The organism is Desulfovibrio sp. 86 (genome assembly GCF_902702915.1).
Classification (GTDB): Bacteria; Desulfobacterota; Desulfovibrionia; order Desulfovibrionales; family Desulfovibrionaceae; genus Desulfovibrio.
Genome location: NZ_LR738849.1, coordinates 3,223,208 through 3,247,214, shown reverse-complemented (window position 1 = coordinate 3,247,214; position 24,007 = coordinate 3,223,208). Strand labels below are relative to the sequence as shown.

Sequence of the window (24,007 nt, the reverse complement as noted above, 5' to 3'; positions counted from 1 at the left end):
AGCCTTAACTGACACCACCTCCCAGGGCCTGATATAAAGCAACACTATCGACTAGGCGTTGTGCCTGGGCCGCAATCATATTGATCCGGATTGACTGTGCCTGTTGCTGCGCGATGAGCAGTTGCAGGTAGCTGGCCGCGCCCAGCCGGTATTGCCGCTCGACCGACTGCAAGGAGGCCTGTGCAGCCATATCAGCGGCAGCGAGGGCAGTCAAAGTTTGTGCATCGCTTTCCACCGCGCGCAGGGTGTCGGCGACGTTACGCAAAGACTCCAATACGACGCTCTGGTAATTGGCTGCGGCGGCATCAAAAGCGGCGAGCGCCGCTCTTTTTTCAGCGGGTAGCCCTGGATTAAAAAGAGGCTGGGTGAGCTGCGCAACCAGGCCCCACACTGCCGAGCCACCACCGAACAGGGCACCGGTGGTCAGCGCTTGAGAGCCAAGGTTGGCGCTCAGGTTGATCTGTGGGTAGAGCTTGGCGACAGCCACACCATAGTCTGCATTGGCCGCATGCAACAGCGCCTCTGACGCCTGGATATCCGGTCGGCGGCGCACCAGTTCTGAGGGCACGACGAGCGGCATCTCGACGGGCAGAGTGAAATCGGCCAGAGTGAAGGCCGGGATGCCACCCGTGCCTGGGGCACGACCGGCTAGCACCGCCAGTAGATGTTCGGTTTGTTGCAGTTGTTTACGCAGCGCAGGCAGTTCTGCCCGCGTTTGCTCCGCCTGAGCTTGTAGGCTCAACGCTTCATCAGGTGAGGCCTGACCGATACGCACGCGTTCATGGGCTAGGCGCAGTTGCTCATCCTGCACGCGCAAAATGGCAGTAGTGGCTTCTAGTTGCGCGGCGAGGCGTGCTCGGGTAATGGCAGCGGTTGCCATGTTGCCGGCAAGGGCCAGGCGCGCAGCATTCAGTTCGAAGCGACGGTAGTCGGCGCGAGCAGCCAAGGCTTCGAGTGCGCGCCGGTTGCCGCCAGCCAGATCGAGGTTGTAATGCACGCCAACGCTGGCGTTGTAGAGGCTGAATTGACGTGCGTCTCCGCTCAACCCTTGGCTACTGGGACTCATTTGCTGGCGCTGAGATCCCAGTGCGACATCTACCTGTGGATATTGCGTCGAGCCCGCCTGTGCGGCAAGAAGCTCCTGCGCCTGTCGCAAATTGGCGCTGATGCTCGCCAGCGTCGGGCTGACATGGAAAGCTTCGTTGATCAGTCCGTCGAGTGCGGATGAACCCAAGCTTTGCCACCATTGCGTTTCGATCGGAAGCCCTTCGACTAGACGTTGTGTTTCGCCGAACTGCGTGGGAGCGGACGCGGTTCTATCAGCCACCGGTGTTGCAGTGTAGCGAGCCACATCGGGTGCGGTGGGACGCTGAAAATCAGGGCCGGCGGCGCAGCCGGCCAGACCGGCGGTGACCAGACCAGCTACCAGGTAAGTTGCCGCAAGCCGTCTTTTGAGGCTGATGGGGCGCTGGCATGTTTTAGCGTGCTCCATAAAAATGCTCCACGAAAGGTTTACGGAAAGCTTGGTGGCAGCCCAAGCAGCTTTCCTGCACGTGGGCGAATGATTGGATCACCGCCTTGCCGTCGCTGCTCGCAGCAGCCAGCTTCATGGCCAGCGCCGCCTCGTGAGTCTGCGCGTCAAAGTTTCTGAACTTGGTCGCATCAGCGCCGAGGTAAGCAAGGATGCGCATTTTTTCAGTAAGCGGTGGCTCGGGGTGTGCAGCAACTTTTGGGGCGAGCTGAACGACCTGAACCCATTTCTCCTGCGAAATCGCACCGGTAATAGCCTGCATGTTGCGCCCGAGTTCCTGCATGATCTTGCGTAGCGCCAGTGGCTCAACCTGGGTAGCGTCACCAGCCCAAGCTGGCAACTGAAAACCCCATAAAAGCAGGCAGGCCGTAACGGTCAGGGTGATAGTTCCAAATGCGTGGCTGTGTTTGCGGTGGGTCATGAAATTCTCCTGTAATTCAATCGTTCTCTCATTCGAACTCCCGCCCTTCGCCAGCTTCCTCATGGGTCACACCGTCGCGGATGTGGTAGATGCGCTTGAAAGTGGGGATGATCTTTTCGTCATGGGTGACGACGATGATGGCGGTCTCGAACTTCCGAGCCATGTCGTTGAGGATGCGAATCACCGCCATGGCACGCACGCTGTCGAGAGGTGCGGTGGGTTCATCCGCCAGGATCACCGGTGGGCGGTTAACCAATCCGCGCGCGATGGCAACCCGTTGCTGCTCGCCACCGGAGAGTTGCGATGGCATGGCGTGAACTCGGTGTTGCACATCAAGCGCCGTAAGCAATTCCAATGCCTTCGCTCGCGCCTCTGCATTCGCGACGCCTGCAAGCATCGGCAGCAGGGCCACGTTGTCGGTGACATCGAGAAACGGAATCAGGTACGGCGATTGGAAGACAAAACCAATTTTGTCGCGCCGCAAGGCGCGCAGATCACGAACTTGCCAACCGCCGTCGTATATCACTTCATTACCCAGCGTCATGCGGCCGTCGCTCGGATCGATCACCGCACCCAGGCATTTAAGCAGCGTGCTCTTGCCCGAGCCGGAAGGGCCGACCAATCCGACCACCTCACCTGGTGCAACCTGCATATTCACGTCCTTCAACGCGTAGACAGCCGTGTCACCTTTGCCAAAGCGTTTGCTTAGGCCTTCGATGCGGATTCCTTTTCCAATCATGGGGTCACCCTATCGCTTCGGCCGGATCGACCTTGAGTGCCATGCGAATGGCGACGATGCTGGCCAGCACGCAAATCACGAGCACGGCAAAAAAACCGGTCACGGAATCCATTGGCGTGAGCAGCACATATTTGGGGAACAGGGGGGCTGAGAAAGTGGCGGTGATCTTGCCGACCACGAAGCCAATCACCCCCAAGGCGAGCGCCTGCTGCATGATCATCGCGGCGATAGTTCGGTTGCGTGTGCCGATGAGCTTCAATACCGCGATCTCGCGGATTTTGTCCATCGTCAGCGAGTAGATGATGAAAGCGACGATGGCCGCGCTAACGATGGCCAGAATCACCAAGAACATGCCTATCTGTTTGGCCGACGTGGCGATCAACTTGCCGACGAGGATGTCTTCCATCTGTGCCCGTGTGTAGACCGTCAAACGCTTCCAGCGTCGGATGGATTCGGCAACCTCGTCCGGCGCATGACCAGGTTTCAGAGTGACCAGCACTGCATTGACGAACGCGTTGGTGCTCTGTGAAGCAATCACGGCATCCAGCAAACCAGGAACACCGGGTCGATTGAAGGCCGGGTTGGCTTCGGTGCGACGCCGGCTTTGCCAAATGGCGTCGTTGTCCTTGAGGAACTGAGCCTCTTGGGCATCCTTGAGCGGAATGAATACCATCGGGTCGCCGCTGGACGACACCATGCGCCGTGTCAGCCCCACGACGGTGTAATGATTTCGGCGAATGGCAAGACGATCTCCCAGTTTGAAGCCGGTGGCGATGTCGGCCACCGCCTCGTAGTGACCGCGCGTGATCTGGCGTCCAGCGACGAGATAAGGAGGCCATCCGGGTGTAGCCCCCAACGCACCGGGCGCGATGCCGACCACCATGGTGCGTACATCACTCTCGCCCTTGCGTACCTGCATGGTCAGGTAGGTCACGTTCGCTGCCTGTGAGACTCCCGGCATGGCGAGAATGGCGCGATACACGTCATCGTTGAGGCTGGACGACTCCGCATAAGGACCCAGAGTATCCTTTTGCACCACCCAAAGGTCAGCGCCACTGTTGTCGAGCAACGCCTTGCCGTCGTCCACCATGCCTCGGTACACCCCAGCCATGACCAGGGTGACGCCGATCAGCAGACCCAGACCGATGCCGGTGAAGACGAATTTTCCCCAGGCATGGAGAATGTCGCGGCCGGCCAGGCTGATCATCGTGACACTCCTGGGATATGGTCGACCACATGGATGCGGCTGCGCGCCGTCAGTGCCTTTTCGCTATAGGTCACAACCTGGTCCCCATTCTTGAGCCCTTCGCGCACCTGCACGTAACCATTGAGGTCGGAAGTGCCGAGCTTGACCGGGGAGAAATGCAGATCACCATCCACGATTTGCCAGACACCAACTTTGTCGCCCTCACGCTGGACGGCAGCGTTGGGGATCAGTGGAGCGGCCGGGAGCGCCGGCAAGTCAACCGTGACTTCGGCCAGTTCACCCACCGGTGGCAAAGGTTCTGGTTTGTTATCGAATGTCACCTTGGCAAGCGTTTCCTCGGTTACCGCGTCGGCCTTGGGTTCCACCCGCAGCACGCGACCTTTCAAGGTCTGGCCACCACGCGAACGCAGGACGATAAGAGTCGGCAACCCCCCAGCCAGCCCCGATGCGCTGATCTGGTCGAAGCGCGCATTGATCCACAAACTCTTGGGGTCGATCACTTCCACCACGGCCTGGCCCGCGACGATGGTCGTGCCGGGATCGGCATCGCGCACGGCGACTACACCGTCGACCGGCGCGATCAGGCGCAGATTGCTCCGCTGCGCGACGAGTCCTTCGCGGTCGGAGCGTGCCCGGACAATATCTTCCCGAGCGGCAGATAAGGCGGCATCGGCGATCTGCAGTTCCTGCCGCTTGGTGGTGACGATTTCCTCGCTGGTCGAGCGCACCGCAAACAATTGCTCGTAGCGGCGCGCCTGGGTTTGCGCGTAGGCTTGCCGGGCTTCTGCCTCGCGCAAAGCCGCTTCCGCACGCTTGAATGCCGACTCCTGTGAGCGCACCCGATCATCGAGGTCGACCGGCTCCATCTCGCCGAGCACCTGTCCGGCCTTGACCTGGTCGCCTACATGCACCTCCAGGCGTTTGACGCGCCCGGCAAACGTCGGCCCGATCTTGTAGGTGTAGCGCGCCTCCACCGTGCCGATGCCGAACAGCGCCGGTGTGATAGCCCGTGATTCCACGCTTGCCACCGTCACAGCGACCGGGGCGAGCGGCCCTGATCGCAGACCGACATAAATAAAAAGCACCAGCAAAGGAATGATGACGGCAAGCAGCGCCAGGGTGCGGCCTTGCAAGGGTAACTTTTTCATTGCGCACTCCTTATGCCACGCCGATAAATTGCAAAGACGCGCGGCGCATCGCGGTGCATACGTCCCACATCACCCGCCAACAGCGACTGCATGACCAAGCCCTGGATCGTGCCAATGAACAGCGTTGCCGCCGCCTCGTTGTCAAGCGAGGGAGACAACTCGCCGCTGGCCTTGCCTTTCTCGATGAGACGATGCAAACGTTCGCCGTAGCGCTGAATCAAGGTTTGCACCATGCGCTTGGCCGGTGTCGATTCGGCACGCTGAAGCTCACCAAACATCATTCTTGGCACGCCTGGGTGCTCAGCTACAAATTCGATATGACTCATGAACATCGCCTCCATGGCTGCCAAGGGCGACTCGATTCCTTGTGCGGATCGATCGATTCTGGCTAATAGGCGCTCTGCTACCCACTCCATGACCGCCTGCCAAATGGCTTCCTTGTTCGGGAAGTGCCGAAACAGCGCACCCTGGGTCAAGTTCATGTGTTTAGCGATAGCCGCAGTGGTTATCTCGCTTGGGTTTTGTGAACCGGCAAGCGCCACGACGGACTCGACAGTTACGGCACGACGTTCATCGGCCGGCAGATGCTTTGGATGGGTGTCCACGAGCACTCCTTGTAAGATAGTAATTAATTACTATCCTACCACAAGAAGGCAACTCAAACAAGAGAAAACCCGACGTACTCGTCAATATCTAGCGTCTGCAATGGGCTTAACGTGCTTTATTTTCCGTTTTCTGAGACGTCCCCAACTGGACACGGCGGAAGGTCGGGTAGACATCCGCGTGGAGCATGGTCCTGGTGTTCGCTGGTTTTGCCCTACTTGTGGTCGAGAGCTGGCTTGCCGCGACCATGTCGAGCCTCGTGTCTGGCGCCATCTGGACACGTGCCAGTTCAAGACGTTCCTGCATGCTCGGATTCCCCGAGTGGACTGCCCCGAGCATGGCGTCCTTCAGGTCAACGTGCCTTGGGCCGAGTCCAAGGCACGTTTCACCATATTGATGGAGCGATTGATCATCGACGTGCTGACCGAGTGCGCCACCGTAACAGGAGCGCGGCGCATCCTGCGCATCACCTGGGACGAAGCATGGGGTGTCATGGAAAGGGCGGTGCGCCGGGGCCGGGAGCGCAAGCAATCGAATCCCTCGCGGTATCTTGGCGTTGACGAGAAGGCATTCCGCAAGGGGCACGACTATGTGACCGTGGTTTGTGATCTGATCGGCAGCACGGTGGAGTATGTGGCCGACGAGCGTAAGGCCGAAAGCCTTGAGGGGTACTACCTTCAGTTCACCAAGGCTCAGTTGGAGCGGATCAAGGCCGTGGCCATGGACATGTGGGAGCCCTATTTTAAAGCTACGCTCAAACATGTGCCGGACGCGGCGGGGAAAATCGTTCACGATCGGTTCCACGTCATGAAACACGTAGGCGAGGCTGTGGACCGGGTACGCAAGCAAGAGCACCGCGAACTCACAAGTCAGGATGACCATCGACTCAAGGGCACGAAATTCCTCTGGCTATACCGGGAGGAGAATCTGCCGGACAAACACCGGCCAGCCCTGGAGGCCTTGAAGACAGCGAACCTCAAGGTGGCCAAGGCCTGGGCCATGAAGGAAAGCCTGAACGACGTCTGGAAGTACCTGAGCACGGGATGGGCCAGACGTTTTGTGAAGCGATGGCTGGTCTGGGTGAACAGGTCAGATCTTGCCTCAATGCGCAAAGTGGGCGGACTGATTCAGAGACATCTTGAGAACATCCTGACCTTCTGCCGCCACAGGATCACCAACGGCGTGGCCGAGGGCCTCAACAGCAAGATCATGGCCATCAAGAGGAAGGCTTGCGGTTATAGGAACCGGGAGCATTTCAAGACAGCCATCTACTTCTTCTGTGGTGGTCTGGACCTCTACCCGGCCAGTTCCTGACAGGGGCTACCCACGGAAAACCCGGAAGAACCAACTCTTTTTACATCACATTCCCCCTATGTATTGGAAGAATTTACCCCTGAACAAACTGTTGTGCTTTCACGCGGGGAAGATTGCATCCTTTCAAATCGCCCAATATCGCTGCCAGATAATGTAAAGATGAAGCGCTACAGACAAGAATTCCGTATCAGATTCTGTGAAGGGCTCCTTGCCCGGCGAATTCTTATTGCAGAAGGAGCAACTGAGGCGTCGGCTTTCCCTGTTGCCTGTCGCCTCCTGGCAGAGTTAAACCCTGAAAAGTACTCTTCGCTTGAAGCGCTTGGCGTGTGCATAGTGGATGCAGATGGCGAGAGCAATATTCCTGGAATGGCCAAGCTTTACCGCGAGCTTGGGAAAAGGACTTTCGCCATATGTGATAAGCAAGAAGAAAACAACAAAGCGCTCATTAAGGAACAGGTTGAATTATTGCTGATGCATGAGGAAAAGGGCTTTGAAAATATGGTGTTAAGCGGCACGACAGAGGTTGCATTAAAACGCTTTGTCGCACGCATTGATTGGCCTCACCATCTTGCACAAAAGTACCCTGACCCAGAGGTAAAGGCACTTGAGGCGTTAAAAGAATACTTCATGTGGGCCAAAGCCAACTGGGGCATCGCTGACTTTATAGCACAGTGCTGTGAAACTGAGATTCCAACGTGGCTGCGTGACGCAGCGTTACAACTGAAAGCAGCATGTGAGCCCATGCCCGAAGCCGCCATGAACATGTGTGTTATGCATGAAGCTGGAACCGATGCTACTCACTAAAATTCAACAAGAGATAATAGATGCAGATGGGAATCTGCTCGTTACCGGTGGCCCAGGGTCAGGAAAAACTACCATTTCAATCCTCAAAGCAGGGCGTATCGTTGACCAGCACCTCAGCCTGGGTCAAAGAGTATTATTCCTCAGTTTTGCTCGTGCCACAGTCGCGCGGGTTATTGAAGCGATTGAACATGAGCATAAAATTCCAACGTCGCAAAAGGCATGCATCCATGTTGAGACGTATCACTTGAAGTAGTCGCGATTTGATCTGACAGTTGTCCCTTGAAAAGCGAGGGGAACTCCGTTTTGATGGAAGTGTAAACGTACCATCAACCGGGCACAGCGCCCACGGAGTTTCCCCATGGAAAGTTTCAATCAAAACGTCATCAAACACAAGACCGGACTTCTCAACCTTGCTGCCGAACTCGGCAATGTCTCCAGAGCCTGCCGCATCATGGGCTTTTCCAGAGATACCTTCTACCGGTATCAAACAGCACGAGACGCCGGAGGCGTTGAAGCGCTGTTTGAGGTCAGCCGCAAAAAGCCCAACCTGAAAAATCGCGTGGAAGAGGCCACGGAACTGGCGGTGTTGGATTTTGCGATAGCCTTCCCTGCTCATGGGCAAGTGCGGGCCAGCAACGAACTGCGCAAAACCGGCGTATTTGTGTCGCCGTCAGGGGTGCGTTCCATCTGGTTGCGCCATGACCTGGCCTCAATGAAGCAGCGCCTGAACGCCCTGGAGAAGAAGTCCGCTGAAGAGGGCATTGTGCTCACCGAAGCCCAGGTACAAGCTCTGGAGCGTAAAAAACACGACGATGAGGCTTGCGGCGAAATAGAAAGCCATCATCCCGGATATCTCGGCAGTCAGGACACATTTTACGTCGGCACCATCAAGGGCGTCGGCCGTATTTATCAGCAAACCTTTGTGGATACCTACTCTAAGTGGGCGGCTGCCAAGCTCTACACTACCAAAACACCCATCACCGGAGCCGACCTGCTCAATGACCGGGTTTTGCCATTCTTCACTTCAATGGAAATGGGCATTATCCGCATGCTGACGGACAGGGGCACAGAGTACTGCGGCAGACTGGAAACGCATGACTACCAGCTTTATCTGGGCATAAACAACATAGAACACACCAAGGCCAAGGCGCGGCATCCGCAGACAAACGGCATCTGCGAACGTTTCCACAAGACCATCCTGCACGAGTTTTACCAGGTTGCCTTCCGGCGGAAACTGTATAACTCTCTGGAGGAACTGCAGGCCGATCTGGATGTCTGGATGGAACATTACAACATCGAAAGGACACATCAAGGGAAAAAGTGTTGCGGCAGAACGCCATTGCAAACACTCCTTGACGGAAAACAGATCTGGAAGGAAAAGGTCGGACAACTCAACTAACCTGACAATCGGAACCATCAAAACGGAACCGACTGTCAGATCAAGTCTGAACTACTACATATCACTCCTTTTTTTGGCGCATTTTAAAGACTCATGGCTACCTCATTGGACTTCCACGGCGTTTAACCATTCTCACTCCCCCGGGTGAGGCCATAGCATTATCTCACATCCGTACAAATTTTCCGTCGAGAAAGATTACCCCCGAACAAGAGCAGGCAAAATTGCTCGCCGAGGAGACAGAGCGAAAACGCTTGGCATATGAAGAAGGGCAAGTTTGTTTCGACTTGTATGCCCCCTTAGTCGGCGACCTTCTCCACAGGAGTTCTCGCATCCGCAAGCTCGTTGCCGACATGCATCCTGTGATAATTCTGGATGAATTTCAGGATACAAATACTGCCCAGTGGCAAGTTGTTCAGGCATTAGGTGAGTTTTGCCGGTTAATAGCGCTAGCAGACCCAGACCAACGTATCTACGATTGGCTTGGCGCAGACCCCGCAAGGCTGGATCATTTCCGGGGGCTGTGCGTACCGCTAGAGTTCGACCTGGGTACAGACAACCACCGTAGCCCAGGAACTGATATTTCTCAGTTTGGAGACGACATCCTCACGGGGGACTTTGGCAAGCAAAGCTATCATGGCATCGAGTTAATCCAGTGTGATCACGTTCCGAACGTCGCTATGACAACATTGGTGAAAACTATATATACTGCCAGAAGTCAGCTTGTCTCTAAATATGGAAAAAATTGGTCATTAGCTGTGCTTGTACCTACAAAAAACATGGTTCACTTAGTTTCCGACGTTTTGCACAATCCTCCGGCAAAGATGCCCCCAATCAAGCATTCCGCAGTCACCGAAATGGAGGCCTCTATACTTGGGGCTGAAGTTGTTGCTTATTTAATGCAAACCAAAACTGCACACTGCGAGGCCTGTTTTATTGACATCTTGTGTTCCTATTATAAGGGCAGAAAAGGCGGCAATCCTACAAAGAAAGATTTGCATGAAGCCATCGCCATCAGTAAGGCTTATGAAGAATTAGTGAGTGCACAAAACGCTACTAAGACAAAGAAATCGCAGGCTAACCTTCTTAACACGCTAGCGGTACACGAACAAGTGCGTTCACTTATGCTGACGGGTAATCCGGCCGAAGATTGGATGGCTATTTTGGATATTCTTGCGCACGGCGAATGCGTGCGCCTAAAAGAGCTTGCAAAACATGTAGGCGTTTTAAAGATATTGGAAAGAGGGACGCAACTGCGCCAGGCTCTTTCACAAGACTGGCTTGCTAATGGCGGATACCATAATGCCCTAAAAATCATACGCCAAGCATTTGTTCAAGTACATTTTGCAACGACATCAAAGCCAGATTCTGGTGTCATCATTATGAATATGCACAAAGCCAAAGGGAAGCAGTTTGAGGAAGTGATCATCTTTGAAGGTGCCCCCGTTATTATCAAGCGCGAACTTTCCCACAACCCAGACAGAATTGTTTGGTCTAACACAGAAGACAATGTCACGGCACAGGCTCGACAAAACTTACGTGTGAGCGTTACAAGAAGTAAGAATAAGACTACAATATTAACACCAAAAATTGACCCATGCCTCTTGCTTCGGAATTTTGTTGTTGCTTTGAGCTCACAGGTGCCCCCCAAGGTGGACACCCTGTCAGTATAAATTGATCCCAGAATTGCATCCGTCTATTTCCTTAGCTCTACCACATATAATTTCCTTTCATCTCTCCAGCCCCCACCTCTGTACTTCACCCATCAATTCGTCAACCGTATAGTCTTCAGATGAACGATGAGTTGGCTCGCCTATCAGTAGATCGGCAACGCCACGAGGTAGTCTTGCGGGCTACCTCAAGGCAGCCCGGTACGGCGTTCGTTGTCTCCTTGAAATGGTCACTGGTTTGCATCCGCGTCATCTGTTAAAGATGCATTTCTCGGCATCCCTTTTTCACCAGACACTACCGAACCGCTCTCCTCTTTTGCGCCACCCACAGGCCTCCGTTTGTGAGCTGTGCGCACGTCAGCGTGCGCCTTAATAAGCGACGCCGAAAGTCCCAGACCATTTTCTTTCAGCAACTCGCTGAGGTCTTTGGCGCTGTAGCCCTTTTTCAATGCGGCCTGGATGTCTCTGCCAAGATGCGCCGCCAACTCCTGCTTGGACTTGTCCTTTTCCTTGACCGGCAGCTCCTGCAAGAGCTTGCGGGCAGCGGCAACCTGTTCTGGCCCAAATCTGACTGCTTTTGACATTGCTTGCCTCCTGAAATGATTTTCCGTCCATTCTTACACGAACAGCAAAAATTACACAATTATGCCACTCCCCGTCGTGGGTTCTTCGTGGCAGGCTGGGTGTTGTCTGACGACAACACGCACCCTGCCAAGGGCTGTGCCCTCTGGACTCCCCAAGGCAGGCGTTTTCGGCGCAGGCTTCTCACACGCCAGAGGCAGAAGAAAAAAGGCAAAGGCATGACAAAGCAGAAAGGCAAATTCCACAAGAGGTACACCCTCTGGGTGACGGAAGGGGAAGCGGCGCAGCTTGAAGAACAGGCCAGCATGTCCGGGCTTTCGGTCTCCGAATGCATCCGGCGACGCGGCTTCGGGGGCAGACCCCCTTGCACGAGGTCGCGGATTGTCGCCCACACGGACATGAATACCTTGCGCGAGCTGCGCCGCATCGGGGGGCTGCTCAAGCATCATTTCGAGACGCTGCGCCAGGCCGGGGCCAGCCGCGAGCACCTCGAAGAACAGGAAGAAACCCTGCGGATTTTGGGCCGCGCCGTGGAACGTCTGGGGAGAGAAAAGCGATGATCGTCAAGAAGGTCAAATACACCGATCAGGACAAGCCCAAGGTCTGGCAAATCGGCGATCTGGTGGATTACATCCGCCATCCGCACAATACGAACGCGCATGAAAAAATCGCCCACGCGGGCAGTCGCAACTTCATGTCCGGTACGCATGTCGGCCAGAAACTGGAGATGATTCTGCTTGCAGAGGAGAGCGTCCACAGCAAGATGCCTGTCTCACATTGGATTTTTTCATGGAAGGAGAACGAGCAGCCTGCCCCTGCCCAGGTGGACGAACTGGTGGACATATTTCTCGCGCACATGGGCCTGTCGGAGCATCAGACCGTCTACGGCCTGCACTACAATACGAAAAATTATCACGTCCACATCGCCGTCAATCGCATGCACCCAGGGACGCTGAAAGTAGCGATGCCCTTCAAAGGTTTTGACATTGAAGAGGGGCACAAAATCGTCGCCAAGGTGGAACGCAAACAGGGTTGGGCCAGTGAAGACTATACGCGCTATGTGATGTTGGAAGACGGAGAAATCGCCCGCAACAGGGTACAGAAACCGCCCCAGCCCCGTCAGGAAGCCCTGGCCGTGGAACGCCACACCGGCGAGAAATCCGCGCAGAGAATTGCTCAGGAGCGCGGGCACGACATCATCAAAAACGCGCAATCCTGGCAAGAATTACACGAAAAACTGGCTGAAAAAGGGCTGCGTTTTGAAAAGAAGGGGTCAGGAGCCATCGTCTTTGTGGGGGACATTGCGGTCAAGGCTTCGTCCGTGGATCGGGACTTCGGCATGGGCAAGCTGTGCAAGCGGTTGGGCGAATTTGTGCCCGCGCCGGAAGCCACAACGGACACAGAACCGCCCCAAAAACTGACCCCAGAACCCGTGAGCACGGTTAATCTGGAGGAATGGCGCGAGTATCAGGCAGAACGCCATGCAACCCCGAAAGTGACTCCCAAAAGCGACGAAAACAGCACTCGGCGGGAGGCGCTCAGGGCGCGGCATAGGGAACAGCGGCAACGCATTCTGCCCCGTGTGGCCAAGCACGGATTTTCCATGCTCAACATCGCCCGGCACTTCCTGAAGGTGCAGCAGCAGGAAGAGGTGCGCCAGCTTCGGCAGGAGTTGCGGCCCCAAAGGCGGCGCGGCAGGCCGACCTTTGAGACCTGGCTGCGCAGGCGGGGTTTGCACGTTCAGGCCGACCGCTGGAGGCACAGAAGGCGTTTTGAGACGATGCCGTCAGCACCTCCGGCAGAACAGCTTGTGCCGCAGCCCGCGCCCCTCAGCACGGTCAGCAGTCCAGAGCAGCAGTATTTTGAGCAGTATCTGGCAGCGGTGAACGCGGATCGCGTCCGCGTCACCTGCATCCGCATGGAGGCTGACGGCGGCAAAAAAGTCTTCATCCTCGAGAAGCAGAATGGCATGAGCAAGGGCTTCACGCTGGAAGAGGTGCAGGCCCACATGCCGGAAATGCTGCGATTGCAGCAACGCGGCGAAAACATCTACTACACGCCGCTTTCCGAGGGGCGGCACCATATCCTCATTGACGACATGACGCGGGAGAGCTTGGAAAAGCTCCATGAAGACGGCTTCCGGCCCGCCGTGGTGCTCGAAAGCTCGCCGGACAACTACCAATGTGTGCTCACCATCCCCAAGCTGCAAAGCCCGCACAACCGCGACGTGGGCAACCGGCTCACCGAGCAGTTGAATCGGGAATATGGGGACAAAAAGCTCTCCGGCTGCATTCATCCGCACCGGGCACCGGGCTTCGGCAACCTGAAGCCCAAGCACCGGCGCGAGGACGGCACCTTCCCCAAGGTCAAGCTGCTTCGGGCTGAAAAATGCCAATGCGCCAAAGCGCTGGAGCTGTCACGCCACATTGAGCGGGAGTGCGCCCAATTGGAAGCCAGACGGCAGCAGGTGCAGCCCCGCCGCCCTGTCTCTCCCGCGCCGCGCCCCACCGACACCACAGCGGCCTACTTCACGCATTTTGAGAATATCCGCAGGCATCTGACCGTGGAAGACTTCTCGCGCCTGGACGCCATGATCGCGCTGCGCCTGCGGGCCAACGGCCACAGCCTGCAGGCCGTGGCTGAAACCATCCGCCAGTGCGCCCCGTCCATCAGACAGGGCCGCGCCAAAAATGAAGGTCGTGACTGGCACCGCTATGCCGAGCGCACGACGGCCTATGCCTTCGGCGTGGCCGGTGACGTGGCCCTGGCGCGGAATGAGAAGTATTTTGAGCACTGGCGCAGGATCGAGGGGGTTGTGGAGCGCGAAGATAGGCAAGAAGCCCCGCGTGTGCGGATGCGATGAACTGGCCTGATTAGTGCATGAGCGCGGATGTGGTCGTGGGGAACCTAAAATTGCCTATGGCAACACGGGGTCAAGTATGATAGCTAGTTGAAGACCGAGCGTGTGCGTTTCAGTCGCTCTACGATTCAGCCTTTTTGCTAAAGCGAATACCCCATGAATACCCAGCGTGTTGACGCGCTTCTTGCCTATATTCTTCTAGAGGCTCAAAAATCTGATGATTTTGGAGAGCGCTCTCTAGGGCCTATTCATTTTATTAAATATATATATTTGGCAGATTTGTCCTATGCCGAAAACCATGAAGGTGAAACTTTTACAGGCATTCAATGGAGGTTCCATCATTTTGGCCCTTGGGATACGGCTCTGTGGCAAAGAATTGAACCCAGCCTAACAGCCTCTGGTGCGCAGGCCGCCAATTTTCCTTCTGACTTCTCTGACACCGGGTACACACGTTGGAATATTAACTCTATTGAGTGTCTTCAAGATGCGGCGAAGAACTTAAGCATTGATATTCAAGGTTTTGTATCAAGGGCTGTAAGGAAATTTGCGAATAGTACTTCTGATATTTTGCATTTCGTATACAATACACCACCAATGTTGCGTGCTGCACCGCAAGAATTCCTTGATTTTACACCATCTGGTTGGGTTTTTGAGCCAACAGTGTTCACCAAAAGTAAAAATATTACATTAACGGCAAAACAAGAAAAAAAAATCAAAGAATGGCAGTCAAGTGCGTCAAAAATACTGCAAGCAAAAATAGCTGAGCAAATAGCGAAAAGAAAAAAAAATACTATGCAGCCTATTGCGGTTTACGATTCTGTCTATTTTGAAGGGATTGCTGCGCTTGATGCAGACATAAGTCCCCCTTTGGCTGAGGGAAACATAAGCGTTTCTATTGCAGAAGATGTTTGGAAATCAAAGGCTCGTTATGACCCCTGATTATCCGATAGATTGTGTCCAGCCACTCTGCACCTCCTGGTGGGAAAAACGGGATAACCTTAAAAGAACCGCGTGGTGTTTGGCTGAAGCGCATGTCCGGCATGTTGGTGAAACCCCTTATGTATTGGAGCCTGTTGGACGTGGCGGGTCTCATGCTGGAGATCATTCTGTTGCACATTTTAAAATGACAGCATTTGATAACGCGAAGTCTGTACCTGAAATCACCAATCTTCCCATTGCGGCTGTTCCATGTTTCCCCGGTGAAATACTTACAGTAGGCAGGGGCAAACGTCGCCCTGTCCTTATTTTAGCTGGGCCAGGTACGGCTGTAGAAGAACATCTACGGCAGAAAGCATCGAGGGCAAAATTTGCTCCTGTGTATTTGGTTGCCCCTTATTATTCTGTCGACTCTGGCGGCATCAGAGAAGGATTCAAACCTGAATTTGTTCAGCGAGTGCGCTCATTACAGTATACTCAATTCTTTTGGGATAGTTTGCCCCATGAACGTGGACACAGTGCCATTTTACGCCTTGACCATATTCAACCAATAGAACCATCTGTTGCCAGTCTTCGCCCTCTGCCGTGGATTCTCTCAGAAGAAGCGCAAACTGTTTTGACAGACGCTATACGTCTACATTTGAGCGGCTTGCCTCCCGAACAAGATAGCATATGGAATATAGCAAGGCAGGAGCTTGCAAAATATCCTATTATTACTGAATAGCTATACCCCTATAATATCACTTCCATAGCCCGGTTCGCCCTGCATATGCTTCAGTTAACTCATGATGGCACCGTAGTTTTGGCGCACAAGGGCCAGTTTGACCTTTTGTGGGAACAGTTGCCCATGAGCGGCCTTAACGGTTTTTGTTTCTGCCAGTTCTAGGCTGGTGATGCTTTGCATATCTTAAATGATGAATCAGGGCCTTTATTCAGAAAACTATCAAGTGCTGAAACATGTCGGGCAGGCTGTGTCTTTCGTAAAAGCGGTAGACAAGATTACCAGGCTGGCACTTCTGTTCGTCCTTGTCACTGAGCGCCAGACGAAAGCCGTTACCGTCTACACCCGATAACGAGCGCAGGATGAATTTGCATCATTGAGACAACCAATACAACGAATAGCCTCGTGACGAAGACGACAATGTCAACGCCTCAAGCATTTGTGTGCAAGGCGCGGCGCAAAAGCTCTTTCAGAAGGACTTCAGTACTGAACCCTTCCAGTGTACATACGCCACCCGATGTGGCCAGAGGAAGCAGAATAGGTACTTGCTCTGCTGGTTGCAGCCAGCGCGAACCTTGCCCGGTCAACACCCACACAGGATTGATCCCTTTCATCAACAGCAGCTTGAGAAGCCATTCGGCAGGCACAGCGCCGCGCTTTTTCGCATCCGAAATGCTGGACTGGCGAATGCCCAGAAATTCGGCAAGCTCTACCTGTGTGCGGCAGGGAACGGCTTCATACACGCGGGCAAGACAGGCACCCGCGTCTGGTTCCGGCAGGGGAAAAGACGTGTGATTGGTCATGACAGCTCTCCGGTGTTGCCAGAATGGCAACCACCGAAAAGCGATTGCCGGGAGCTTCTAACCGTCCTAGCGGCGGCGGAGTTATTCCCCTGCAAGCAGGGTATTGTATTCCTCGCACACCCGGCAGACCATACGACATAAGAATGTCGCCAACCAGCGAGTGCGGGAAAGCGACCCCGTGGATGAGCCACGGCCCGCTAGGAATAAAGGTGTTAGAAGCACCTGCTTTTTTATGCCCGAAGGCCGGATGAAAAGCAACGGCCTCTAATCATGTTCACATAGCCACCCAACCCTCCAGTTTCTTGGGCACTCACGCACACCTCCGTGCCAAAGCCTTACTACGCTCCTTTTGTCACGGCTGCCGCACATTACATTGCGCAGGCGGCCGGAGCCGATTCTCCCCTTGACGGTGTAGTAGTGTGTTTTATTTAATATAGGAGAAAACCTAAGCCCAGTTCAGATGGAGGAAATATGGCTAGCGATACAACGTTATTGTATTCCCTGCTCACGCTTGATTTGAAAGATGCTGAAAGCTATCGGGACGGTTTTTATACTTTTCTGAATAGTGCCGGTTGGAACAAACGAGAAGAGGCAGATACGGCCTGGACGCAAATTTTAACGGTTCCTGACACCTCGGTTGATGACGTTGCCAGAACTTTTAGCGTTGAATTTAATAAGAAATTTGTTTCTTACCTAAATGATCAATGGGGAGAGGAACATGGTGATCTGCCGCCCAGCATGAACGTGATGGGCATCATGCAGATAGGAGATATGGGCTATTTTTCTGTACGCTTCGAAATGAATCGTAAAAAGCTTGAAGCAGGGGCCACCGTAAAATATGTTTCTTAGAAAAAGCGGTAAATTGGCTCTTTCAGGCCTTCCCTCTATTTTTTTGTCTGCATGGCAGAAAATGACAGTATTTTATCTGTACAAGTCACGGCGACAAAAAGCCCCTGAAAGGGGCATACATCCATGCAGGTCAATTGGTCTGCCCAAACTGCCAAAGTTGAATGTAAGACTTGCCTGATATGTGGGGTCGCACGGTACAGTACACAGCCCCTCTTGTTTCAGAGCAAGAGGGGCTTGAGCGTTTCATAAAGGCCGACTTGCATGAGCAGCGAGTATGAGCTACCTTGCCGAAATACTTATGGAGGGCTTATGAGCAAATCAGACCTGATCAAAAAACTGAAAGAAGAAGCCGGGCTTGCCACACTGGCCCAAGCCGAAGCAGCGTATGAAAAGTTATTTGCCAGCATTGCCGAGACATTGAAGAGTGGCAATGCCGTTACCATTCCGGGCTTTGGCAGCTTCAAAACCACAAAGCGCGCTGCCCGCAAAGGCCGCAACCCTCGGACAGGCGCTGAAATTCAAATCCCTGCGTCAACGGTGGTGAAGTTCACCCCCGGCAAGGCACTGAAGGAAAGTCTGTAGCCCTCTTCAGACTTTCTTGTGCTTCAGGCAATGTCGTTCTAAGTCGCCATTCTGGTACATAGCCCGGTTCATCCTGCATACGCTTCAATTCGCGCATGACGGCACCGTGGTTCTCGCGCACCAGGGCCAGTTCGCCTTGCTGCGGGAACTCCTGCCCCAGAGCGGCCTTGACCGTAGCCAATTCCGCCATTTCCTGGCGCACGTTGGTTTGATAGGTCTGGTGCGCCTGTTCAAGGCCCTTATCCAGAAAGTTATCCAGGCGCTGAAACATGCCGGAGAGGCTGAACTTTTCGTCAAAGCCGTAGACCAAATTGTCGGGCTGAAACTCCTGTTCACCCTTGCCTTTGAGGGCCAGGCGAAAGCCGTCCCCGCCCGCCCCAAGTGACGAGCGCAGCATGGACACCTCAAAGCCCCGGTAGGTGCCCAGGGTGGGCTTTGCTCGCGCTTCCCGCGTGATGTCCTTTACGCCGTCACGCAAGATGTTTTGGATCTGCTCGCTGTTTTTCTCCCCCAGCACTTTGCCGTCCTTGAACCACTCCAGCCGAATGCGCTCCTTGCCCTTTTCGCTGAAGGTGCGGGTGTGGCTGTCGCGCTGTGAACAGTTGGCGGCGTAGGCTTCCTGAGCCTTGGCAAGCCTCTCTTCGGCAGCGCCAAGCCATTTGAGGCGGTCGCGCAGGCGGTGCTGCGACCGCTGGTGCTGCGAATACAGGGCTTCCAGCTTGCGCAAGTCGCTGGCCAGCTTCACCTGCATGAGGATGAGCGGGTTGCCGGAGGCCGCTGCCTTCATGTCTGCCGCATTGGCGGCTTCGGACTGCACATCGTCAATGACGCGCTGGAGCAGGTCGCCCTTGCGGAATTGCTCGATGGCGGCGGCTTTTTGCTCTATGACCTGCCACATCCTGGCGTCATATGTCTGTTTTGTGGCGTAATAATAGATACCTACGGAAAACTTGTCCGGGTCGCGCTCATACAGGCTATTGCCCTGGCGGATGATGCGCCCGTTGCGTTGCTCAAGATCACTTGGCCTCCACGGCGCGTCCAGATGATGCGCGGCCACAAGGCGTTTCTGCACGTTCATGCCCGCGCCCATTTTGGCCGTGGAGCCAAGCAGGATGCGCACCCGGCCCGCCTGCATGTCGCTGAACAGCTTGGCCTTGCGGATGTCGGTATTGGCATCGTGGATGAAGGCGATCTCGTCGGCGGGAATGCCGCGCTCCATGAGCTTTTGCCGCATGTCCTCATAAACGGAAAAACGCGCATCAGCGGCCACGCAGGCGTCCATGTCTGCGGCCACGGATGTGTCCACACCGTCATCGTCGCCGGGTTCCACCGAATCCGTGTCAGGCGCTGCGTCATCCCGATCCGAAAAATCCCCCACGTCTTCAGACGCGCCCGCTCCAAAGTCCTCTTCCACAAACTCCAACCCGGGGACGGGGGCAGGCGCTGCCGACCCCACGCCCTTGGGTGTGGACAAATCGCAGAACACGAGCTGCGTCCCCTTGTCCGCCGCCGTGTCCTGCCAAATCTGCACGATGCGATCCACCGCCGCGTTGACCTTGGAAGCGTCATTGTCTCCGGCTTCCGAGTCAATGAGACGATAATCCAGCCCGGCCTTGCGGGCGTCATTGGTAATTTTCAGCGGATTGTCGATGCGAGGGTCTTTGGGCAGATGCTCCATACGGTGGATGATCTGATCCATGTAGACAGCCTGGTCGCCGGAACGCTCCACCACATGATTATGCGGCTTGCCGCCCGTGATCGGAGGTGTCAGGGGGCGCATACCGGCCTGCTTGGCCTGTTCGTCCAGATCGTTTTTCGTCACCACGTCCGCAAAGGAGCGGTACATGGAGAGCAACTCCGGCACGTTCTGAAAGCTGGCAAAACGCGATTTCAGCTTGTAATTCACCCCCGTGGCGTCAAGTTCCCAGCCGTTGGTGATCTGCCCGAAGGTGGATGCCCAGGCGTCAAAATACTCGATGCCCTTGCTTTTCAGCTCATCAGACTGCAAATAGCGTTGCAGCGTATACACTTCGGCAATGGTGTTGCTGATGGGGGTGCCGGTCATGAAATACACGCCCCGGCCATCATTCTTTTTTTGCAGATACCGGCACTTGATGAACATGTCCAAAGCCTTGGCAGAACCTGTGATATTGCCAAGGCCCGACACGTTCATCGTGGTTGTATAGCTCAGGTTCTTGAACTCGTGGCTCTCGTCCACAAAGAGCGCGTCCACCCCTAAGTCGCCAAAATCCACGGCCCTGTCCTTGGGGCCGGTTTTGGCCATGAGCGCCTCATAGCGGGTTTCCATCTTCTCCCGCTGTTTTTCAAGCTGCTTGATGGTGGCCCGACCCCCGTTGTTTTCCTTGGCGTCGGCAATGGCTTCAATGACGGCATCAATCTGTTCTTGCAGGATTTCTTCCTGCATATCGCGGGGCATGTCGATTTTTTTGAAGCTGGAATGCGCCACCACCACGGCGTCCCAATCGCCGGTGGCCACCCGGCTGAAGAGGCGTTCGCGGTTCTGCTTTGTGAAGTCGGTCTTGTCGGCCACCAGAATGTTGGCACCGGGATACAATCGGTAAAACTCATCTCGCCACTGGTACAGCAGGTGGTTGGGCACCACCACCATCGGCTTGGCGCAAAAGCCCATGCGCTTGGATTCCATGATGGTAGCAATGCAGGCCATCGTCTTACCCGCGCCCACAACGTGGTCAAACAGCGCCGTGCCTTCCTGAATGCCGCGCCAGACCACATCCTTCTGATGCGGTCGCAGGGTCACGTCAGAAGACGCGCCCACAAGCTGCACATGCGAGCCGTCATAGCGCGGCGGCACATGGGTATTGAAGCGTTCATTATACAGCGTGGCCAGCATGGTGCGCCGCTCGTCATCCGTCCATACCCAATCCAGAAAGGCTTGCTTCACCTCATCGGCCTTCTGCATGGCGGCGGCGGTGAGTTCCTGATCCACCACCATGATAGGGCGGTCTTGCTCGTCATAGGCACCGCTCTCCTTTTCCACCTTGATGGGGCGATTGGAGAGCAGAGATTCAAGAATTTTTTCCGCAGGGTATTCGGGAATGCCCCATACCTCCGTATTGGCCGACCGGTCATAGATGGACACCTTGGCTTCCCAGCGCCCCAGAATGGGAACGTATTTGACGCTCTGATGCCCCCGGCCTCCGTGGATGCGCTCTTCGATGAAGTCGGAGAGCACCTCGCCGGGCACCCAGGTGGAACCGAACTTCACGCCAATGTCCACGGCCTCGATCTCTGGCGGCATGGCGGCGGTGAGGGCTTCCACATTGGGCTGATACTGCGGGTTGTCTACTGCCACAGCCCGCGCCCTGTGGAGCTTGTCGCGCACATTGCCGGTGAGATATTTGTCGCGGATTTCCCATTCCGCGCTGGCCGGGTTGCGGAAAATCAGGCCTTCGTCCTGCAATTCCTTCTGAATGGCTTCTGCCGGGCGGTGCAGCAACTGGTTCATGCGGGCAAAATCCACCTTGCCCGATTCGCGCAGGCTGATGACCAGGGCGTCCTTGGCCGTGTCGGCCCGATCCACTATCTGTGTGGGTTTTAACACCCGCTGCCGGAAAATAGCGGCCTTGCGGGCCGATGCCGGACGCGGAGACCGCTCCTGACGCCTGGCCAGGTCTTTGGAAAGCCCCTTGTCGTACTCCAGTTCCAGCGACTCCAGCAGCGAATGCTCCGGGTCTTCGCGCATGAGGCTGCGGTTGGTCTGGGAATTGAGGTGCCCGTGGCGGCGCACAAAATTGTCATACTGCACGTTGAGCTGACGCCGTGCGCCTTCAATCATTTTCTCTTCTGCGTCATTTTTTTCCAGATTGAGAAGGTCGCGCAGGCTGTCGCGCACCTGAATCATGGCCGCAAGGCGTTGCCGGGCCGTATCATTCTTGATGGGCACCGCTTCGTAGGTGCTGTCGCCAAAACCACCGGCAGCCTTGAAAACGATTTTGCGGCTCTGCGGCTCCACGCAGAACGCGCCCATTTTCAGGGACTGAAAGTAGTCGGAGGCGATGAAGGCTTCATTGCGGGCTTCGCTGACGGCCGCTGCCGGGCTTTCTTCCCTTGGCACATACTGCATGGGCGGCAGCACCTGCACCCGCTTGGCAATTTCCGCACCCAAATCAATGTCTGATGGAGCCACACAGTTGAGCGCGTCCTGAAACATGCCGCCCGAATAGACCATGCTGCCGATGATCTGGCCGGGCAGTTCGACAAAGTATTTGTTGATGGTGGCAGGACGGGTGCCGCCTTCTTTCAGGTCTTCAGCTTCCACCGTGGCCGTCTGCACCCAATCCTTGCTGCGTAAAGGCTGACCGTCATGTTTGCGGAAGAAGAGAATATCGGTGGTCACGTCCGTGAGGGCGTTCTGCCGAAAAGCTGTCTCCGGCAGGCGCACGGCCCCCAGAAGGTCGGCGGACTCCGCAATATGCGCCCGTGCGCTGGGGTCTGCCGCGTCCATGAAGAAGCGGCTGACCACAAAGGCCCCGATGCCGCCAGGGCGCAGCAGACTGACGGATTTTGCCAGAAAGTAATTGTGGATGGAAAAGCCGCGCAGCTCAGGGAAGTTGGGATCGTAGAGGGTCTGCTTGCCAAAGGGCGGGTTGCCGACGACAAGATCAAAGTTGGCCCGCTGAAGCTCCACATTCTGAAAGCCGTTGTTCAGGTGCCGGGCCTTGGGGTAGAGATAGCGCGAAATGGCCGCTGTGGTGGGGTCAAGTTCCACGGCCAGAATGTCGGCATTGTAGCCCTGGGGCATCAACCCCATGAAGTTGCCGATGCCCGCAGAAGGCTCCAGAACGCGCAGCGGCCCGCCTTCACGCAAACCAAGGGTGTTCAGGCCCTGGTAAATACCCTGAATGACGGTTTCGGACGTGAAATGCGCGTCCTGGGTGGAACGACGGGCCTTGGCGTACTCGTCCGGCGCAAGCAGGCTTTGCAGCTCCTGATATTCCGCAGCCCACTTTTCGTTGCGGGCGTCAAAGGCCTGGGGGAGTCCCCCCCAGCCCACATAGCGCACCAGAACCTTTTTTTCATCCGGCCCGGCCACATCCACCTTGCGTTCCTGCAAATCCTTGAGCAGGCGGATGGCGGCGATGTTGTCGGCAAACTTGGTCTTTGCGCCGCCGTGGCCAAGCCGGTCGTCCGGGCCTATATGGTAATTCTCAGGCTCGTATCCACCCCGGCGTTCTGCAAAATCTCCCAGTCGCTCATCCCCTGGCGGCTGGCTTCCCAGGCCGAATCCGAGTTCAGCACGTTCGCTTCCCTCGTACATTGCTGATCCAGCGTCACCAGAAACGAAACTTCCCCTCTCGCTTCCAGACGGCGCAGATCGTCCGGCTGGTTCAGCGCCCAGCGATCCAGAATCAAATAGGCTGAGTTGGGGAACCCGCCCCGGCGTACTTCGCGCAGGGTTTCTGGGCGCAGCACTGTGCGGGCGATGTCCAGCGGGTTGGTCTGTCGGTCGAGCATGGTGTTCCTCCTTCTTGTCGGCGTGTGCGTTCTCGCGCCGAAGTTGTTCAATTTGATCCGCTGCCACGTCAAAATTGAAACTCAGTTGCCGTGGGTCATAGGTCTGCTTGCGTGGCCGCGCCATAATGCCTACCTTGGTACGGTCACAACCTCCCCGCTTTTGCCAAAGGACAGTGTGGCCGCGTTCAGTATGCGGATGCCCCCCTTGGGGGAGTCGTCCTCAATAAAGACAACCTTGTCACCCTGTTGCAAATCCAGTTTCTTGCGAACCGCCACGGGGATGGTGATCTGCCCCTTGGAGGTCATGGTGGACACTTCCATGTTCATGAGGTGCTCCTTGTTTTA

Annotated in this window: 21 protein-coding genes and 1 pseudogene; 11 read left to right on the top strand and 11 right to left on the bottom strand. The window is 55.6% G+C overall.

Annotated features, from left to right (window positions below; genetic code table 11):
- Positions 1-4 precede the first annotated feature (4 nt).
- Genes DESU86_RS13355 through DESU86_RS13330 form a run of 6 tightly spaced genes read right to left on the bottom strand, consistent with a single transcriptional unit; the run spans position 5 to position 5,651 of the window.
- Positions 5-1,492, bottom strand: a complete 1,488-nt coding sequence (locus DESU86_RS13355) for an efflux transporter outer membrane subunit (RefSeq protein WP_048607676.1) — start codon at positions 1,490-1,492, stop codon at positions 5-7.
- Complete coding sequence (locus DESU86_RS13350; RefSeq protein ID WP_179981472.1) at positions 1,479-1,952, bottom strand: cytochrome c; 474 nt, start codon at positions 1,950-1,952, stop codon at positions 1,479-1,481. Before DESU86_RS13350 ends, DESU86_RS13355 begins: the two co-directional genes overlap by 14 nt.
- A gap of 28 nt (positions 1,953-1,980) precedes the next feature.
- Positions 1,981-2,691 (bottom strand): ABC transporter ATP-binding protein, encoded by a 711-nt coding sequence (locus tag DESU86_RS13345; RefSeq protein WP_048607673.1) that lies wholly within the window; start codon positions 2,689-2,691, stop codon positions 1,981-1,983.
- A gap of 4 nt (positions 2,692-2,695) precedes the next feature.
- On the bottom strand, positions 2,696-3,898 hold the full coding sequence (locus tag DESU86_RS13340; protein ID WP_094197185.1) for an ABC transporter permease: 1,203 nt from the start codon (positions 3,896-3,898) through the stop codon (positions 2,696-2,698).
- Positions 3,895-5,046: an efflux RND transporter periplasmic adaptor subunit gene (locus DESU86_RS13335; RefSeq protein WP_003056109.1), complete on the bottom strand. Its 1,152-nt coding sequence runs from the start codon at positions 5,044-5,046 to the stop codon at positions 3,895-3,897. The genes DESU86_RS13340 and DESU86_RS13335 overlap by 4 nt, the downstream gene beginning before the upstream one ends.
- Positions 5,043-5,651, bottom strand: a complete 609-nt coding sequence (locus DESU86_RS13330; protein WP_004393990.1) for a TetR/AcrR family transcriptional regulator — start codon at positions 5,649-5,651, stop codon at positions 5,043-5,045. The genes DESU86_RS13335 and DESU86_RS13330 overlap by 4 nt, the downstream gene beginning before the upstream one ends.
- Before the next feature lie 142 nt (positions 5,652-5,793).
- On the opposite strand from DESU86_RS13330, the pseudogene DESU86_RS13325 reads away from it, so the two are divergent.
- The 5 genes and pseudogenes from DESU86_RS13325 to DESU86_RS13305 form a co-directional block, all read left to right on the top strand.
- Positions 5,794-6,963, top strand: a pseudogene (locus tag DESU86_RS13325) (ISL3 family transposase); the annotation flags it as partial.
- 63 nt (positions 6,964-7,026) lie between these two features.
- Positions 7,027-7,767 (top strand): TOPRIM nucleotidyl transferase/hydrolase domain-containing protein, encoded by a 741-nt coding sequence (locus DESU86_RS13320; RefSeq protein ID WP_197957570.1) that lies wholly within the window; start codon positions 7,027-7,029, stop codon positions 7,765-7,767.
- Positions 7,739-8,020, top strand: a complete 282-nt coding sequence (locus tag DESU86_RS13315; RefSeq protein WP_232088375.1) for a UvrD-helicase domain-containing protein — start codon at positions 7,739-7,741, stop codon at positions 8,018-8,020. Before DESU86_RS13320 ends, DESU86_RS13315 begins: the two co-directional genes overlap by 29 nt.
- A gap of 105 nt (positions 8,021-8,125) precedes the next feature.
- On the top strand, positions 8,126-9,166 hold the full coding sequence (locus DESU86_RS13310; protein WP_072312028.1) for an IS481 family transposase: 1,041 nt from the start codon (positions 8,126-8,128) through the stop codon (positions 9,164-9,166).
- Between the two features lie 221 nt (positions 9,167-9,387).
- Entirely contained in the window at positions 9,388-10,836 is a 1,449-nt protein-coding gene (locus tag DESU86_RS13305; protein ID WP_197957569.1) for a UvrD-helicase domain-containing protein, read from the top strand.
- Between the two features lie 227 nt (positions 10,837-11,063).
- Here the strand turns inward: DESU86_RS13305 and DESU86_RS13300 are convergent, their stop codons facing one another.
- Positions 11,064-11,417: a hypothetical protein gene (locus DESU86_RS13300; protein WP_179981471.1), complete on the bottom strand. Its 354-nt coding sequence runs from the start codon at positions 11,415-11,417 to the stop codon at positions 11,064-11,066.
- 216 nt (positions 11,418-11,633) lie between these two features.
- Here DESU86_RS13300 and DESU86_RS13295 point away from each other — a divergent pair, with 216 nt between their 5' ends.
- From DESU86_RS13295 to DESU86_RS13280, 4 genes are all read left to right on the top strand, one after another.
- Positions 11,634-11,975: a plasmid mobilization protein gene (locus tag DESU86_RS13295; RefSeq protein WP_179981470.1), complete on the top strand. Its 342-nt coding sequence runs from the start codon at positions 11,634-11,636 to the stop codon at positions 11,973-11,975.
- Positions 11,972-14,278 carry a TraI/MobA(P) family conjugative relaxase gene (traI, locus tag DESU86_RS13290; RefSeq protein ID WP_179981469.1) on the top strand — a complete coding sequence of 769 codons (2,307 nt, stop codon included), beginning with the start codon at positions 11,972-11,974 and terminating at the stop codon, positions 14,276-14,278. The genes DESU86_RS13295 and traI overlap by 4 nt, the downstream gene beginning before the upstream one ends.
- Before the next feature lie 153 nt (positions 14,279-14,431).
- The gene (locus DESU86_RS13285; RefSeq protein WP_179981468.1) at positions 14,432-15,214 is read left to right on the top strand and encodes a hypothetical protein; all 783 of its coding nucleotides are present in this window, start codon (positions 14,432-14,434) and stop codon (positions 15,212-15,214) included.
- Positions 15,204-15,935 carry a hypothetical protein gene (locus DESU86_RS13280; RefSeq protein WP_179981467.1) on the top strand — a complete coding sequence of 244 codons (732 nt, stop codon included), beginning with the start codon at positions 15,204-15,206 and terminating at the stop codon, positions 15,933-15,935. Before DESU86_RS13285 ends, DESU86_RS13280 begins: the two co-directional genes overlap by 11 nt.
- A 428-nt stretch (positions 15,936-16,363) precedes the next feature.
- Here DESU86_RS13280 and DESU86_RS13275 read toward each other — a convergent pair whose 3' ends face one another.
- The gene (locus DESU86_RS13275) at positions 16,364-16,735 is read right to left on the bottom strand and encodes a helix-turn-helix domain-containing protein (protein WP_179981466.1); all 372 of its coding nucleotides are present in this window, start codon (positions 16,733-16,735) and stop codon (positions 16,364-16,366) included.
- A 471-nt stretch (positions 16,736-17,206) separates the two neighbouring features.
- Between DESU86_RS13275 and DESU86_RS13270 the strand changes: the two genes are divergently transcribed.
- On the top strand, positions 17,207-17,584 hold the full coding sequence (locus DESU86_RS13270) for a hypothetical protein (protein WP_179981465.1): 378 nt from the start codon (positions 17,207-17,209) through the stop codon (positions 17,582-17,584).
- A gap of 309 nt (positions 17,585-17,893) precedes the next feature.
- Positions 17,894-18,166, top strand: coding sequence for an HU family DNA-binding protein (locus DESU86_RS13265; protein WP_179981464.1), 273 nt, complete (start codon positions 17,894-17,896; stop codon positions 18,164-18,166).
- Here the strand turns inward: DESU86_RS13265 and DESU86_RS13260 are convergent.
- The 3 genes from DESU86_RS13260 to DESU86_RS13250 form a co-directional block, all read right to left on the bottom strand.
- Entirely contained in the window at positions 18,132-23,201 is a 5,070-nt protein-coding gene (locus DESU86_RS13260) for an Eco57I restriction-modification methylase domain-containing protein (RefSeq protein WP_232088430.1), read from the bottom strand. The two genes, DESU86_RS13265 and DESU86_RS13260, sit on opposite strands and share 35 nt — an antisense overlap.
- Positions 23,202-23,341: 140 nt before the next feature.
- Complete coding sequence (locus DESU86_RS13255) at positions 23,342-23,662, bottom strand: hypothetical protein (RefSeq protein WP_179981463.1); 321 nt, start codon at positions 23,660-23,662, stop codon at positions 23,342-23,344.
- 129 nt (positions 23,663-23,791) lie between these two features.
- Entirely contained in the window at positions 23,792-23,989 is a 198-nt protein-coding gene (locus tag DESU86_RS13250) for an AbrB/MazE/SpoVT family DNA-binding domain-containing protein (protein ID WP_197957568.1), read from the bottom strand.
- Between the last annotated feature and the right edge of the window lie 18 nt (positions 23,990-24,007).